The organism is Croceicoccus esteveae, from assembly GCF_031846435.1.
Lineage (GTDB): Bacteria > Pseudomonadota > Alphaproteobacteria > Sphingomonadales > Sphingomonadaceae > Croceicoccus > Croceicoccus esteveae.
In genome coordinates this window covers 17,656-33,209 of record NZ_JAVRHS010000017.1, presented here as the reverse complement: position 1 = coordinate 33,209, position 15,554 = coordinate 17,656, and the positions used below count along the sequence as shown (strand labels likewise).

Here is a 15,554-nt window from a genome sequence, read left to right as displayed (position 1 = left end):
CGCGGCCGGGCGGGCCGGTTCGTCGGTGAGCCCTTCGATGCGGCCTGTCACGAACCTGCGCCGCCTTGTGTCGAAGCGCTTGTGCCTCGAGAAAGGAGCGCTCCTCGGCCCTCGACACCACCGCATCCGCCAAGCGGCCCGCCATCGCACCATACGGATTACGGTTCCAGGTGACCAGGGCGCTTCCTAAGGTCGGCTGTTTTGCTTATGGGCGGGAGTGATATGACCCCTTCCCGCTACGTCGCCGTGCGCGGCTTACCACTCGCCCTGGCGCTGGTGTTCACCAGCTTTGCACCCGGTGTCCGCGCGCAAGATGCGCCGCCGCTGTGTTCGGATCGCCCCGGCGATGCGACACCGACCTGCGTTCTGGAAGCCGGAGCTGTCCAGTTGGAAACCAGCATCATAGACTGGTCGCGCAGCAAAGGCGATGGCACCACCAATTCCTACCTGTTGGGTGATTCGCTACTGAAACTGGGCATCGGCGGCGATACTGAAGTCAGGGCGAGCTTCACCCCGTATCAGCATTCGCGCACCACTCGAGAGCGCTTTATCGCCACGTCTGAAGGGTTCGGCGATGTCGGCCTATCGGCTCGTCACCGGTTTGTCGATGGAGGATCGTCCGGCATCTCCTTTGCTGGGCAGGCATTCGTGGTACTCCCAACCGGCTCGGATGAGGTCAGCGCCGGCACCTGGTCGGCCGGCATCGTTGCGCCGGTGGAATTTGCGTTGGGCAACGGTTTCAATTTCAATCTGACACCGCTCGTAGCGGCTCAGGCAGATAGCGACGGGGACGGGCGACACCTCCTTTATTCGGGCACTGTGGCGGTGGGACACGCCCTCGGCTCCAACGTCAGCATGACCGGCGAATTGTTTGCGCAGCGCGACCGCGATCCGGCGGGTCACGCTAAGGTGGTGACCGCTAACGCACTGCTGGCCTGGCAGCCGACGCCGGACTTACAGTTCGACTTATCAACCTATGTCGGGCTGAATAGCGACGCTCCTGATATTGAAGTTCTGGTCGGCTTCACCCGCCGATTTCGATAGTGCGCGAACTGATAAACTACGCACTGTTGATATCGTGGATTTCCAAGCAGGCTGAGTTCTGGTTCAAGGCCGCATTTGGAAGGCGGTCCTGGGGCGCGGCGATCTCACGGACGGGCAATGGGCGTGCATCGGGTTTCTGCTGCCGTCGGATTACGGCAGGAAGGCACGGCTGCCCATGACAATCGGCGTTTCCTCAACGGAATGCTTCATGTTCTGCGGGTCGGATGTCCCTAGTGAGATATGCATGAACAGTTCGGCAAGTGGAACTCGGTTTGTATCCGGTTTCGGCGATGAGCAGAACAAGGTGTCCGGGATGCCATGCTCGACACGCTGGTCGAGTTGGGGCTCACCGGCGATTGGCAGCACATGATCGACGGCACCATAGTTCGGGGCCATTCTCGCAGCAGCGGGCGCTAAAAAAGGGGGGCTGCAAGGAAGGCTCTGGTCAAAGCCGCGGCGGCTTTACGAGCAAGAGCCACGCCCACTGTGGAGCCGCAGGCGCGCGTAGCACACCGTCAGGGACGCCCTGCTGGCTTTATCCTCACCGGTGGGGTGTCCGACTTTCGTGCCGTTCCCAAACTGCTCGATCTGCCGGTGAAACCGCCCAAGGCGCTGCTGGCTGACAAGGGATATGACAGCGACGCCGTCTGCAAGACACTGCTGCTGCACAACATCCTCCCGGTCACCCCCGAGGCCAACCGCCGTCCGCAGATGGTTACCGCACCATGCCGACAGAACTTGGCACTGCAGCTATCTCCTCCGGAGTAACCCGGTTACTCATGTCAAACCCGTCGGTTTTCTTAGCACTTTACGTTCCTCAAACAATCCAGCTAAGCTAGGATCTATGTTGCTTTCGGGCACGTATGAACCAGCCTCTCCATGCAAAGACGCATGTAAGCTTTTAGACAAAGATCAGATTTGCTTGGACTATGGAAGAACACTCGACGAGATCGCGGGTTGGTAAAGTTTCGCCGCGTCGCGTAATATACAAGCAACAGATGATGCGGCGCTATTCATGAGAAAGACGGCACAATCGCTGGGCGTGTGAGCCTTTTCCTCGGCGGAGCGAGATCGGGTAAGAGCCGCTTGGCGCTCGCCTTTGCTCAGGCGCTGCCTGATCCGCACGTTTTTGTCGCTACAGCGCAGGCTTTCGACGACGAAATGCGCGATCGGATCGACAAGCATCGGCAAGAACGCGATGATCGGTGGCGCACAATCGAAGCTTCGCTCGACTTGCCCTCGGCAATTGAAAGGGCTGGCTCTTCAAGCGTGCTGATCGACTGTTGCACACTTTGGCTGTCCAATGTCATGCTGGCGGAACGCAATGTCAGCAATGAAGTGGAGAGGCTGCTTGGGTCCCTCCGATCATCTTCGGCCCGGATTGTCCTGGTGAGCAATGAAGTTGGTTCGGGAATTGTGCCCGACAATCAGCTCGGTCGGAAATTTCGTGATGAGCAGGGTCTGTTGAACCAACAGCTTGCCGCGATAAGCGATCGGGTGGAATTAGTCGTCGCTGGCGTCCCTTTGCGGATCAAAGGCTGAGCACGTCGGCCAATCGGATCAAAGCATCAAAATCGGGCAGGCCAATCCGAAGATGCCGGCTGTCTTCCCGAAACCGCCGTACCGCGATCCCCCTGTTTGCGAGGACCTTCCACACCTTGTCGGCATCGGGCACGCGCACGAAGCGGAAAAGATCGGTCCCGCCAAGCTCCTCGATCCCGACCTTCGCTATGAGGCAGGACAGATCTTTGCACGCCGTCCTCAGCCGTGCCCGCGCGGCGTCGTGCCATTGTAAGTTCGAATATGCATGAGCCCCGAGCGAAAGGGCCGGTCCAGATACATCCCACGATCCAAGTCTGTCGGTGATTTCAGACAGCATCACGGGCGGGCCAAGCGCTGCACCCAGTCGAACTCCGGCAAGTCCGAAGAACTTTCCAAAAGAGCGAAGAACCACGAGCCCTTCGCGACCAGCCATGGAGGACACGCTGAGCGCTGGTTCAAGATCGGCATAGGCCTCGTCGACGATCAGCCAACCGCCTCGGCTTGCGAGTTCAGCGCGCGCGCCTTCAATTCGCTCGATCGGCCAGCGCATCCCATCGGGGTTGTTCGGATTGACGAGCACCACGACATCCGCGTGATCGAGATGATCGAGCGGATCGTCCACGGCGTTGACCTCGGCTCCCGCTGCGCTCCAACTCACCGCATGATCGGCGTAAGATCGACTGCGCACGACGACACGCCTGCCGCTCAGGATTGTGGGCAATTGCCGAATAACCAGCTCGGTACCGGGAACGGCTCGGCAGTGCGCACGGTCGCAACCGAAAGCCGCGGCCATCGCGACCTCGCATCTTTCCCGATCCCTTGCGGTCGGCAGCGTGGCCCAGGCTTCCCTGGAGATAGGCGGCAACGGATAGGAAAAGGGATTGATGCCCGTGGAAAGGTCGACCCAGGGCAAGGGCGCATTCGGAAACGCCGCCGCCATCGCGTCGATTTGACCCCCATGGCCTTGCAAGAGCGAAGGATCGTTCATCAACTCGCCAGTCCAATACCTGCAAGGATCAGGGCTGTGACCACCATGGTGAGGCGGTAAAGCGACAGGGCGCGGCTCAGGTCGGCCATCGCGACATTACGCCCTTGCGCGTTCAGCCAGGGTTCGTCGGACTTCTCAGCGCCATAAGATCGAGGGCCGGACAATCGCACGCCCAACGCTCCTGCCATGGCGCTTTCGGGCCATCCTGCATTGGGTGAGCGATGGGATCTGGCATCGCGAAGCATCACTGCGACTGCTCGGGCGGACCATGCGCACAGTCCGAACAGGAAACCGGTAAGTCTTGCCGGGATCAGATTGGCCAGATCGTCAAGCCGGGCAGCGACCTTTCCGAAAGCTTCGTAACGCTCGCTGCGATGGCCGATCATGGAATCAAGAGTGTTGACAGCCTTGTACGCGAAAAGGCCCGGCAGGCCAAGGACCACGCCCCAGAAGATGGGCGCTATCACGCCGTCCGACGTGTTTTCCGCCAGGCTCTCGATCGCGGCACGCGCAACGGCGGCCTCGTCCAGCGTCGCTGTTTCGCGCCCGACGATCCGCGAAAGCGCTTCGCGAGCCGGAGCAAGGTCATTGGCTGAAAAGGCGTAGTTGACTGCCGCAACATGGTCGTGGAGTGAACGCGTCGCGACAAGGGTGGATGCCATCACGGCACTGATTGCGAAACCGACGGGCTCCGCGGGAGCCATCTGTGCGACAGCCCATGCGATGACCGCCACCAGCGCAACCGAGGCGAGTGTCGCCACACCTCCAAGAACAATGCGCACCAGCCTGGGCAGCGATGTTCTATTGCCTGCTTTTTCCAGCTTTGCGACCAACCAGCCGAACCAACGCACAGGGTGCCCGATGCGCCGGTCGAGCCAATCTGGCCAACCCGTCGCCGCCTCAATCGCGAGTGCGGCGAGCATGAGCCAGGCGAACATTATCGCGCCATTGCCATGATAGCGTCGATATCCAGAGCCTCCTCCAGACCGTCAGCCAGTTCGTCCAGCGCGGCTTCGACGCCTTCTTCATAGTCGAGTAAACTTGCCCGACCGCCGCGCAATCCACCGAGCCAATCGCCACGAAACGCATCGTTTGCAAAGACGCCGTGGAGATAGGTGCCGATGATCCGGCCGCCTTTGGCGACAGCTCCATCCGGTACGCCGTCCTCCAGCATACAAAACGGCTGAGCGAGAGCAGGACCATCTGAGCGTCCAGTATGGATTTCATACCCGGTCAACGCGATCCGCTCCTGGACAGTCACCGCACGCATCGGTCGGACCGTCTTTTCGCCGGTCATCAGCGTTGTCATGCGCAGCAGTCCAAGACCTTTCGCGCTTCCCGCAATCCCATCCACGCCGCCTGGATCATTGATGCGCGTGCCCAGCATCTGGAAACCACCGCAAATGCCAACGAGATGCGCGCCGGTCCGAACGCCCGCGATTATATCGTGGTCCCAGCCCTGTTCGCGCAACATGGCAAGATCAGTAAGGGTCGACTTCGTGCCGGACAGGATGATCGCATCGGCGTCGCGCGGGATTGGCGCTCCTGGCGGTATGAAACGAACGTCAACGTCCTCTTCCGCACGCAACGGATCGAGATCATCGAAATTGCTGATCCGCGATAGCATCGGGACGGCAATGACGATGTCGTTTTTCATGCCTGCTCGCCGTTCCAACACGACGGCGTCCTCCGCTGGCAGTCGTGCGGCGCATGGGAGCCAGGGAACGACGCCGAGGCACGGCCAACCCGTTTTCAACTCGGTGAATGTCACCCCGTCGTCGAACAGTGCGGGATCACCCCGAAATCGGTTGATCGCAAACCCTTCGATCATCGCGGCATCTTCAGGATCAAGCACTGCGCTTGTTCCGACGACCGCCGCGATCACGCCGCCGCGATCAATGTCTCCGACAAGAACCACGGGTATATCCACAGCACGCGCAAAGCCCATGTTGGCGATATCGCCCTTGCGAAGATTAACCTCGGCGGGGCTTCCTGCCCCTTCGACGATGACAAGATCGCAAGATGCGCGAAGCCTTTCGAAGGCGTTGAGCACGTGCGGAAGCAGTTTCGCGCGATGCCGCATGTAATGCGCGGCTTCCTCGCTTCGCACAGGCCTGCCGTTCAACACGATCTGCGAGCGGCGATCGCCCTCGGGCTTGAGCAGGACCGGGTTCATGTCCGTCGTCGGTTCGATGCCGGCGGCTCTTGCCTGCAACGCCTGCGCCCGACCGATCTCGCCTCCCGACGAACAGGCTGCGGCGTTGTTCGACATGTTCTGAGACTTGAACGGGGCGACCTTTATACCGCGCCGCTTTGCAATCCGGCAAAGTCCGGCGACCAGCAACGACTTGCCGACATCGGAGCCTGTTCCCTGCAACATGATCGCGCGCGCTGCCATGGTATGACCTGCCTAGGCTGGCCCCAGGATGTTGAGCGAGATGGCCTCGGCATCTGTCGCATCGATCCGCGCCTTGATATCGAAAACGGTTCGCAAGCGGTCCGACGTCATGGTCTCTCGAGGTGTCCCTTCGGCAACGATCCGCCCGTCTTTCATCCAGAGCAGCCGGTCGGCGTATCGCGCTGCCAAACCAAGGTCGTGGACGACCGTCAGCAAAGCCTTGCCTTCTCTCGCCAAGTCCGAAAATATCCGCAGGACTTCATGTTGGTAGCGCGGATCGAGGGCGGCCACAGGCTCGTCAGTGACCAGAAGAGCAGTTTCTGCGGCGAGAGCCCGCGCGAGGTGGACCCGCGAAAGCTCTCCTCCCGAAAGCGTGTCCGCAGCGCGTTCCTCGAATCCTTCAAGATTGCAGGTGGCGATCGCGCGGGCGGTGGCAGCCTCATCTTCACGAGAAAGCTTTCCTGGCGCTGCGCCAAAGGCGAAGCGGCCAAGCGCAACGATATCGCGGACCGGTTGCGGCCATATCAGAGGACGTTGTTGCGGGAGGTAAGCGACCTTGCGGGCCCGCTGCACCGGGGCGAGTTTGCTAACGTCGCTGCCCTCCAGCGTCGCGGTTCCGCTGTCCGGCTTCAACAGGCCTAGCGCCAGTCGCAGCAGTGTTGTCTTGCCGGCTCCATTTGGACCGACAAGCATTGTCAGCGTGCCTGGTTCCAACGCAAAGCTTGCTTCCAGAACCAGCGGCTTGCCTTTGACGGTGTAGGAGAGCCGATCAGCGCAGAAGAGGCTCATGCCAGCCTCCGCCGCGATGCTATCCATACGAAGATCGGCGCGCCGATCAGGGATGCAACGACCCCGAGCTTGAGCTCGTTATCGGTCGGCAGGAGCCTCACCCCCACATCGGCGAGAACCAGCAGCAGAGCGCCCAGAATGGCAGAAGGAATGAGGAGACGCGCCGGATCGTATCGAACGAAAGGTCGGACAATGTGGGGTGCAACGATGCCGACAAAGCCTATCGAACCCGCCAATGCGACCGCCGCACCCGTCGCCAGCCCGGCGCCGGCGATGACGCCGAGCCGCTGCATCTTGAGATTGAGGCCAAGCCCTTCTGCCATCTCTTCGCCAAGCGTGAGCGCCGAAAGACCTCGCCGTGTGAGAAGCATGATGGCGATCCCGGCGATCAGGAACGGCGCCGAGAACGCAATGTCTTCAAAGCTGCGATTGGCGACCGTGCCAAGCATCCAGTTCACCATATCGCTCAGGCTGAAGGGATCGGGGGCAAGGTTCATAAGCAGCGCCATCAGTGCTGCAGAGAAGCTCGAAAGGCCGACACCGATCAGGATCAGAGTTACTACCGAGCGGTTGCGTAGCGCTGCGGCAGCGACGACCAGGGTCGCCAGCAATGCGCCCGACACGGCTGCGATCGGCAGGACGAGCGGGCCTGCCGTCACCAGCCTGAAATAAAGGACAAAGGTCGCAAAAAGAGCCGCCGTGGCGGACACACCAAGTATTCCCGGCTCAGCCAGCGGGTTGCGCAACAACCCTTGCAAGGCTGCTCCGCTCATTCCCAAAGCTGCACCGACTACGGCAGCGGCAATGCTTCGCGGCAGGCGTATCTGCCAGACGAGCAATTGGTCTCCCTCGCTCGCCTGAAAAGCAATGGCACCAAGAATGCGGTCCAGCGGGAGTGGCACTGAACCGAGCAGGAGCGAGAACACAAGCGCGGCGACCAGACCGGCCGACAGGATACCCGATACACGTGTCATGAAACGCCGCGGGCTTGTCTGGACATGGTCTCGATGGCTTCTACCAGGAACCAGCCACCGCAGGACGTCCACGCGCCTTCCACCGTTGCAACCGGCAGTTCGCGAAGCTGCGCTTGCGCCACCGGATGGCGCGCCGCGCTCCAGCTGTCCACATGATTGGAGGTGCTTTCGAAAAAAGCGGCAACGATCAGGTCCGGACGTTCATAGGCAAGACGCTCTAGCGGTAGTTGGTTCCACCCGCTCCGGGTTTGAAAGTTGGCAAGCCCTGCAGCGGTCATAAGTTCATGCACGAGGGATTCTGATCCTGTGGTTACGCCCGCCGGCGTCATGTACAATGCCTGGGGACGGTCGCCAGCCTTCGCCGCGAGCGCACCGAGCCGTTTGTCCATATCGGCGATGACCCGCCTCGCCGTGTCGGCTTGCCCAAGCTCGGCGCCGACACGCGCCACCTCCTCTCGCACCTGCTCGATCGTCTGGGGAAATCCGATCTGCACGACCGGGACGCCGGCGCGTTCCATGAAGGCAGTGATATTCGGATCGCCCCCGTAGGAGCGTACGACAAGGTCGGGTTTAAGCGCGAGAACATCTGCTGTGCGTGGGCGAATTTGCGGCAGCCCTCTTGCGGCGGCGCGCATATAGGAAAAGTGTTCGTCCGCGCCGGGTGACAGCGCGAGAATGTCACCTCGATCGGCGAACCGCAGAACGTATTGGTCCGCGCAGTAATCGAGGCTGATGATCCGTCGCGGTGCTTCAGGGCTGCGCAGGGCAGGCTGCGCACAGCCGACCAGCGAAAGGCCAAAAAGCACCGCGAGGATCGATCGCACTGCCATTACATCCGGTAGCGCACACCGCCGAACACCGTGCGGCCGGGCTGACTGAAATCCAGCACGGTTTCGTACTCCTCATCGGTCACGTTTTCGATGCGTCCGAAAAGTTCGATGTTGTCCGTGACGCCATAGCTCACTCTCACATCGGCAAGAGCATATCCGTCGAGCGGATTGGTGTTGGACGCGTTGTCGAAGCTGTCTCCAACAACGAGGATGGTTGCGCCGATGCCGAAGCCGTTTTCCATGCGATAGTCGGCAATCAGGCTTACCGTATCTCTGGCGCGGCGTGGGAGCCGGTTGCCCGTCGTTTCATCGAACGCATCGATTATCGAATAACTGAGCGATACGTCGAACTCATCGACCGGTCGCAGCGAAACGCCGAACTCCCAGCCATCCGCCCGCGTGCGCGCAATATTGTCGTACGTTCCAGAGGGAGGATCGTTCACGAGGCATGGCGGCAACAGGCTGTCCGTGCAGCTCAGGAAGACGATCTCATTCATGCCGTCACGCTTGAAGTAGGTCACACCCGCCTGCGCTCGGCCATCGAGAAAGCTGTGGGTGACACCAACGTCCCAGCTATCCGCTTCCTCGGGATCCAGACCGGCGTTCCCGTACTCGCTGAACAGTTGGTAAAGCGCGGGCGCCTTGAAACCTTCGCCATAACTTGCGCGGATCACGGTGTCGCCATTATCGGGCGAGTAAGCGCCGCTGGCCGAGAACGTAATGGCGCTTCCGAAGGTTTCATGATCGTCGTAACGAATGCCCCCGGTTACGGACAGACCATCGAGCGGGGTCGTATTGACCTGTGCGTAAAGCGAATTAATCCAGACATCGGCGAACGCGGGCGGCGCACCGTAGCTCGATGTACGCAACTCGGATTCTTCGCGTTCAGCGCCGAATACGAATTCCGCCAGATCACCTGTATCGAAGACACCCTGATATTCGTAGCGCCGGTTCTCACCGTTCGCATCGAAGGTTTCTACGCCTGCGTCGAAATCAAAATTGCGGCGGTCGATATTGGTGTAACCAAAGCCCAGACGGTTGCGAAAGCGCCCATGCAGGAATGCGGCGTTCAGGCCGGCGTAGCCAACCAGGTCTTCCCTGCTTGAAACGATGTTCGCATCCCTTCCAAAGCCATCGATATCAGTGTCGCCGTCGGCATAGAAACCACGCAGATCGAGCGAAACATTGTCCGCCAGCGCGACGTCGATCTTGCCGTTGAAGCCCAGACTTTCAAACCCATCGGGCTCGGTCCCACCGCTGAAAGCAGAGATGCCATCGGTCCGGGCGTAGGTCGCGCCAATGCTGGCGGCAACGGGTCCAACACGGCCGGAGACATTGCCGACGAGTTCGGCTGTATCGCGTTCGCCATATTCGGCGCGAGCAAATGCATCGAGTTCCCCGGTCGGTTCACGGGTCAGCATGTTGACCACGCCTCCGATAGCCTGACTTCCGTAAAGAACGGATTGCGAACCGCGGACGGCTTCGATGCGCGAGATGTTGCCCGCGAGCAGCGTGCCGAAATTGAACCCGCCGCCCGGCGAGGCTGGATCGTTGATACGAATACCATCGATCAGCACGAGCGTCTGATCCGATTGCGCACCGCGGATCGACACGCCTGCATTGGCGCCCAAGCCTCCGTTGCGGGTAAAGGTCACCCCCGGAACGGTGCGCAGGATGTCCAGCACTTCGGTAGGTTGTCGATTGATGATCTCTTCTTCGCCAACGATGGTGACGGACGCGCCAACCTGCGAGATCGCGCGGCTCGTCCGATTGGCGGTCACGGCAATGTCGATCGATCCGGGGTTTGCACCGCCCTGGCGATCGGTCGCAGGCGGGGCCGTAATCAGGCGCTCTTCAATCGGTCCATCAGCCAATTGCGCGAGAAGAGATGTCGGAAGCAGCGTGAGAGTTGAAGCTGCTGCAACCAAGGAAACTGCGTGTCTCATATGTATGTCCAAAGTCATGCCGCACGAGGGTCCCGAAACCCGCACGGCGCATTCGACAGATGGCTCACCGCGAACGCTTACGCGCTGCAGTTTCGGAGACCGACCAAGCTGTCGTTACTTCGGAAAGAAATTTCCTGTCCCACTGGGCTGGACCCGGCCCCGGACGAACGACGCGATGGCAGGTCTCCTGGCTTACCGATCATCACCTTCGAACCGTCTTCCCAACCTTGCCCGAAGATGGGCAAAACCAGTGACATAGTGGTTCGGGGCTCCCGGCTCACAGTTGCGGGCACAGCACCGGTTTCAAACCGGCTTCCCTCTTAGCTTCAAGCGCATTCGCACTTGCAGCACCATCTGACCAGGCCTCTACGCCAGGAAGATTGCGGTGTCAATTCGGCCATAAAGGGTCGATCGGCACGGGGCGCACTAGCGTTTGATGACGTGATGCCTGGACCATACGCGATCCTGCCAGCCATAGCGTTCAAGCTCCGGATCGTAATGCTCATCTTCGGGATATCCGACGCACAGATACGCAATCAGATCCCAGCTTGCGGGCACGTCCAGGCAATCGGATATATCAGAAGGGTTGAGGATCGATACCCAGCCAACACCCAGGCCCCGGGCCTTGGCGGCTAGCCAGAAGATCATGATCGCGCAGGCAACGGAATAATGCAGCGCTTCAGGCTGGGTTTGCCTGCCAAGGCCAGACCCTTGCGTGGTTTGAGTGTCGCAGAACACGGCGAGTTGCAGCGGTGCCTCATCGAGGCCCGCCAGTTTGAGGTTGGCATAAAGCCCCTGCCTGTCTTCCGGCACAGCTTTGCGAGCCGCTTCATTCGCAGCCTGGAAACTGCTTTTCACCTTTGCTCTCGCCTCGGACCCGTCGACCTGCACCCAGCGCCAGGGCTGACTGTTGCCAACCGATGGCGCGCCTTCCACCAGATGAAAGATGTCATCGAGGATGTCCGACCCGATCGGCCTGGTCTGAAAGCGCCGTACATCGCGCCGACGGGCGACCAGCTCGCGCAGAACATCGAATTCGGTCCCAGGCATCACGGGGCCGGCTTCTAAAAGTCAATTCCTTGCTGGGCGCGTATGCCGGCGTGGAAGGCGTGCTTCACTTCGGTCATTTCAGTCACCGTATCGGCATAATCCATCAATTTCGCTTTTGCGTCGCGGCCTGTCAGGATCACATTGGTTTCGCCGCGGCGTTCAAGTGCCGCTATCACCGCATCGGTATGCAGATAGTCGTAACGCAGGGCGATGTTGATCTCATCCAACACAACCAGCGCGTAATTGCCGCTGCTTATCAGCTCTTTCGCCTTTTGCAGCGCTTTCTCGGCAGCTTCGATGTCCTGCTCGCGATCTTGCGTATCCCACGTGAAGCCATCGCCCATCACATGCCAGTCAAGCTCTTCGGAAAACCGATCGAAGAACTGCTTTTCCCCAGTCTTCCACTTGCCCTTGATGAACTGCACAACAGCGACCTTTTGCCCCCAGCCCAGCGCCCGGGCGATCACTCCGAATGCCGAGCTTGATTTGCCTTTGCCATTGCCCGTGTGGACCAGGACCAGTCCGTGCTCGGGATCTTTAAGCTCCCGGCGCTTCTTTGATTGAGCCTCCTGCAGCTTCTTCATTTCGTTCTTGTGGTGCTCGGGATCGCTGCTTGTCATCGTGTGGGGCCTCTATCAGCGCGCAAAAAAGATGGGTGGGGTCCGAATGTCATCGTCTGTGTATAGTCAAGTCGCATTTCGAGCGCGCCCTCATACCCAAGCGCCGCATGCGCGCAACGCACAACGCCCATATGCGTCACGGCCAGAATATCAGCTTCGCCATGCAGGGGCTCATCGAGATAGGACCTAACGCGGGTCGTCATGTCATTGACGCTTTCCCCGCCATGCGGGCTTGCGCCTGTCACGTCAGCCGCCCACTCATCGAGTTCGTTGCGAGGAATGTCATCCCATTTGCATCCTTCCCAGCGCCCAAAATCAATCTCCTGCAGACGTGGATCGATTTGAAGCGGAAGCATTAGCCGTTCCGCGAGCCTCTCCGCCAACATCAAGCAGCGCGACAGAGGACTGGTGTCGATGCGATAGAGAGTATCGGGAACGGTGCCGATGATCTCGCAAAGCTGAGCCTCGGATAATTCCCGCGCGCCGATATCTGATCGGCCATAACAGATGCCAGGAGCAATCAGCGGCTCGCCATGCCGCAAGAAAACTAGAGCCACGCTGCGATCGCTAGATAGATGCCCACCTCTGACACTTGCTGGACAGCCCCAAGACAATCGCCTGTGTAGCCGCCGAGTTTCCGCTCAAACAGCAGGCGGGTAAGGACATGCCCCACGGCAAGCCCTGCAAGACTGACCGCCGCAAGATCGAATGATGACCACAAACCGAAAGCTGTCAGCGCAGTGATGCTCGTGAACGAACCAATCAGCAGTGCGCTGCGCGATATGCCTTTCGCAACAGGTTTCGCCGTTCCCTCCGAGCGCGAATAGCTGCTCGTTGCGATTACAAGGACAGCCGACATCCTGGAAATACCATGCGCCAGGGGAAGCGCGACGAGGGTGAAAGAAGCCGGCAGCGCAACGAGGATAGCGATTTTGAGACCAAGCACGAGGAAGAGTGCTGCCGCGCCAAAAGTCCCCAACCGGCTATCCCGCATGACTTCAAGCATGTGGTCCTTGGTCTGTGCGCCAAGACCATCGAACAGATCGGCAAGCCCATCTTCGTGGAAGGCTCCGGTCGCCAACAGGGTCGCGCCAAGAGCAAAGATCGCGCCGATAACAGGCCCTTCGATCCAGTGACCAACCGCGTACCCGACAGATCCGATACCACCAATCAGAAGGCCGACCAACGGATAGAACGCAGGTGCCTGCGCGAAATTCTCCTCATTCATATCCATTGTCGGAAGCGGGATGCGGGTCAGGAAAACCCAGGCTGCGCAGAATCCCATAAACTGCTTCTTCACTTGTCGGCCGATCGACCGGAGACGCGGGCATCTGTAAAACTCGCCATCCCGAACAGTGACACGCTGGCGCGGATGATAGGGACGGCGAGCAGCGCGCCGGTGCCTTCTCCAAGGCGCATCTGAAGGTCAAGCAGGGGCTTTGCCTTCAGCCATTCGAGCATTGCAGTGTGCCCCTGCTCGGCAGATCGATGCGCGTAAATCATCGATGCCTCGCATCCAGGTGCAAGGGCTCGCGCGAGCGCTGAAGCAGCTGTCGCAATAAAGCCGTCGACCACGACGACTTTATTCGACGCACATGCACCAATCATAGCGCCTGCCATTGTTCCGATTTCGAAGCCGCCCACTTCTGCAAGTGCATCGATAGGGGCCAGTCGCCCCGTCCGAGCAGCTGCTCGTTCAAGAACCGATTTCTTGTGCTTTAGCCCGGCATCATCGACACCGGTTCCACGCCCGATGAGGTCGGCAATCAGGATACCGCTCAGCTTGTTCGCAAGCAGCGTTGCCGAAGAAGTATTGGCAATGCCCATTTCTCCAAAACACACGATCTTGCTTGTGAGAGAACGACCGTAGGATTGTCCCTGGCTGATGGCCTTTGCAGCAACTTCTTGAGACATCGCAGGGCCCTGCGCACTATTCGCCGTTCCTGCTCCAAGGCGCATGTTGATAAGGTCTTCCCGGCTGACCAGGACATCCTTCACTCCACAATCGACCACGGCGACCGGGATACCCAGTTCACCCGCAATTGCGTTTGCTGCGGCGCCCTCTGCAAGAAAGTTGGAAACCATCTGGCCGGTCACTTCCTGGGGGAAAGCCGACACGCCTTCCTCGGCAATGCCGTGGTCGGCTGCAAAGATCGTCAGGGATGCACTCAGCGTTCCAGGTCGAGTGTCGTTAGTGACCGATGCAACGCGAACTGCGAGTTCTTCGAGTCCGCCCAAAGAGCCGATAGGTTTGGTTTTCTGATCAAGCAGCTGTTGAAAGGTCCGCGAATTCATCGTCAATTGCTCTAGTTCGATTTCGTATTTTGACAAGCCGGGAGCCTGGTTGTCGACGGTCCTGAATTGAAAGTTTGGAGCGCCTTTTCTCAACCTTCATTCCAGGGTTAGCACCGCCAAAGCGGACGTGTCGCCAGGCAATGCTAACCTCGGTCGCTTCGGCGAGCTCCACTGCGTCTTCGATATTCACTCCCAGGCGGCGCGCAGTCGTTTCGATCCTGGAACCACTGTCTCCCGTCAGCACCGGTGGCCGTGCTACAGTGATCTGATTTCATCCTCTTCTCGGCCGTGTCAGACGTGGCCTGTTCGTAGCTCGATGTTCGTTCTGGATTACGGCGCTTGGCTCTGCTTCAATCCGCATAGCTGCTGGCCCTTGCCTGTCAGGATCGACAAGCATCATACCGGCAGCCGGTCGTTTTCTCCTGATTGCAGGAACATGCCATGGCGCCTCCAGACCTGCCGATCGGCGACGTTCACGGGTTCGGGCATGTGCGTATCGCCAACGGCATCGTGTGGCCCGATCGCTTCGAAGCGCAGCGGCGCACGATCATGTCCGCCGCAATGGTGGGTCTGAAAGGACGGGTCCGGAAGGAAAGCGAGGTCATCCATGTGATCTGCGAACGGATCATCGACCCCGCTCATTTGCTCCATGGCATCGGCAGGATGGCATTCCCGCAGCGGACCGGGCGCGGGGATGCAGCGCAGCACCCACGTGCGCCGGACCGCGGCAACGGCTCCGACCGCAAGGACAAGGGCTGGAACCCGGAGCCGCGCGATTGCTGCTGGCCGCCGCACGCCGATGCATGGATCCTGAGGACGTCGTGCGGTTCAGATCGCATGACTTCGACTGATCCATGTCGCAGCTGCCCAAGCATCAGCGCGTGGTCATCGCGCTCTTCGTCCACATTCTGCGCTGCGGTGTGTCCCGCTGTGCAGAGGCACGGTTCGACGGCGCCGGGGTCCGCCTGGCGCTGCGCTGTCTCCTGCCGCATTGCCCTGAGCGCTGGCCGCTGGCCGCTGGCCGCTGGCTCTTTATCGGGATGCCGCGGCGCAGGACAAGGACATCGGCCGTGCACAA

The 15,554-nt window shown here is 60.0% G+C and carries 17 protein-coding genes and 1 riboswitch; of the genes, 3 read left to right on the top strand and 14 right to left on the bottom strand.

Annotated elements, in window-relative coordinates:
- Positions 1 to 222 precede the first annotated feature (222 nt).
- Positions 223 to 1,044 carry a transporter gene (locus RM533_RS13125; RefSeq protein WP_311341683.1) on the top strand — a complete coding sequence of 274 codons (822 nt, stop codon included), beginning with the start codon at positions 223 to 225 and terminating at the stop codon, positions 1,042 to 1,044.
- A 150-nt stretch (positions 1,045 to 1,194) separates the two neighbouring features.
- Here RM533_RS13125 and RM533_RS13120 read toward each other — a convergent pair whose 3' ends face one another.
- Entirely contained in the window at positions 1,195 to 1,440 is a 246-nt protein-coding gene (locus tag RM533_RS13120) for a hypothetical protein (protein ID WP_311341682.1), read from the bottom strand.
- A 90-nt stretch (positions 1,441 to 1,530) separates the two neighbouring features.
- Here RM533_RS13120 and RM533_RS13115 point away from each other — a divergent pair, with 90 nt between their 5' ends.
- Together RM533_RS13115 and cobU are read left to right on the top strand one after the other, a co-directional pair.
- Entirely contained in the window at positions 1,531 to 1,812 is a 282-nt protein-coding gene (locus RM533_RS13115; protein WP_311341681.1) for a hypothetical protein, read from the top strand.
- A 276-nt stretch (positions 1,813 to 2,088) separates the two neighbouring features.
- Positions 2,089 to 2,586 carry a bifunctional adenosylcobinamide kinase/adenosylcobinamide-phosphate guanylyltransferase gene (cobU, locus tag RM533_RS13110; RefSeq protein ID WP_311341680.1) on the top strand — a complete coding sequence of 166 codons (498 nt, stop codon included), beginning with the start codon at positions 2,089 to 2,091 and terminating at the stop codon, positions 2,584 to 2,586.
- On the opposite strand, the gene cobD is transcribed toward cobU, so the two are convergent.
- From cobD to RM533_RS13045, 13 genes are all read right to left on the bottom strand, one after another.
- A complete protein-coding gene (cobD, locus tag RM533_RS13105; protein WP_311341679.1) occupies positions 2,576 to 3,574 on the bottom strand; it encodes a threonine-phosphate decarboxylase CobD in 999 nt (332 codons plus the stop codon). The genes cobU and cobD overlap by 11 nt on opposite strands.
- The gene (cbiB, locus tag RM533_RS13100; protein ID WP_311341678.1) at positions 3,574 to 4,512 is read right to left on the bottom strand and encodes an adenosylcobinamide-phosphate synthase CbiB; all 939 of its coding nucleotides are present in this window, start codon (positions 4,510 to 4,512) and stop codon (positions 3,574 to 3,576) included. Before cbiB ends, cobD begins: the two co-directional genes overlap by 1 nt.
- Complete coding sequence (locus RM533_RS13095; protein WP_311341677.1) at positions 4,512 to 5,972, bottom strand: cobyric acid synthase; 1,461 nt, start codon at positions 5,970 to 5,972, stop codon at positions 4,512 to 4,514. The genes cbiB and RM533_RS13095 overlap by 1 nt, the downstream gene beginning before the upstream one ends.
- Before the next feature lie 12 nt (positions 5,973 to 5,984).
- Positions 5,985 to 6,761 (bottom strand): ABC transporter ATP-binding protein, encoded by a 777-nt coding sequence (locus RM533_RS13090; RefSeq protein ID WP_311341676.1) that lies wholly within the window; start codon positions 6,759 to 6,761, stop codon positions 5,985 to 5,987.
- Positions 6,758 to 7,735: a FecCD family ABC transporter permease gene (locus RM533_RS13085; protein ID WP_311341675.1), complete on the bottom strand. Its 978-nt coding sequence runs from the start codon at positions 7,733 to 7,735 to the stop codon at positions 6,758 to 6,760. The genes RM533_RS13090 and RM533_RS13085 overlap by 4 nt, the downstream gene beginning before the upstream one ends.
- Positions 7,732 to 8,565 (bottom strand): ABC transporter substrate-binding protein, encoded by an 834-nt coding sequence (locus RM533_RS13080; RefSeq protein WP_311341674.1) that lies wholly within the window; start codon positions 8,563 to 8,565, stop codon positions 7,732 to 7,734. The genes RM533_RS13085 and RM533_RS13080 overlap by 4 nt, the downstream gene beginning before the upstream one ends.
- Entirely contained in the window at positions 8,565 to 10,439 is a 1,875-nt protein-coding gene (locus RM533_RS13075) for a TonB-dependent receptor plug domain-containing protein (RefSeq protein WP_311341673.1), read from the bottom strand. Before RM533_RS13075 ends, RM533_RS13080 begins: the two co-directional genes overlap by 1 nt.
- A gap of 232 nt (positions 10,440 to 10,671) precedes the next feature.
- A riboswitch (cobalamin riboswitch) is annotated at positions 10,672 to 10,881 on the bottom strand.
- Between the two features lie 56 nt (positions 10,882 to 10,937).
- Positions 10,938 to 11,561, bottom strand: a complete 624-nt coding sequence (bluB, locus tag RM533_RS13070; protein WP_311341672.1) for a 5,6-dimethylbenzimidazole synthase — start codon at positions 11,559 to 11,561, stop codon at positions 10,938 to 10,940.
- 14 nt (positions 11,562 to 11,575) lie between these two features.
- Complete coding sequence (gene cobO, locus RM533_RS13065; protein WP_311341671.1) at positions 11,576 to 12,181, bottom strand: cob(I)yrinic acid a,c-diamide adenosyltransferase; 606 nt, start codon at positions 12,179 to 12,181, stop codon at positions 11,576 to 11,578.
- Entirely contained in the window at positions 12,178 to 12,738 is a 561-nt protein-coding gene (locus tag RM533_RS13060) for a histidine phosphatase family protein (protein ID WP_311341670.1), read from the bottom strand. Before RM533_RS13060 ends, cobO begins: the two co-directional genes overlap by 4 nt.
- Positions 12,729 to 13,481 (bottom strand): adenosylcobinamide-GDP ribazoletransferase, encoded by a 753-nt coding sequence (cobS, locus tag RM533_RS13055; RefSeq protein ID WP_311341669.1) that lies wholly within the window; start codon positions 13,479 to 13,481, stop codon positions 12,729 to 12,731. Before cobS ends, RM533_RS13060 begins: the two co-directional genes overlap by 10 nt.
- Positions 13,478 to 14,476, bottom strand: a complete 999-nt coding sequence (cobT, locus tag RM533_RS13050) for a nicotinate-nucleotide--dimethylbenzimidazole phosphoribosyltransferase (protein ID WP_311341668.1) — start codon at positions 14,474 to 14,476, stop codon at positions 13,478 to 13,480. Before cobT ends, cobS begins: the two co-directional genes overlap by 4 nt.
- A 396-nt stretch (positions 14,477 to 14,872) precedes the next feature.
- A complete protein-coding gene (locus RM533_RS13045) occupies positions 14,873 to 15,271 on the bottom strand; it encodes a hypothetical protein (protein WP_311341667.1) in 399 nt (132 codons plus the stop codon).
- Positions 15,272 to 15,554: the final 283 nt, after the last annotated feature.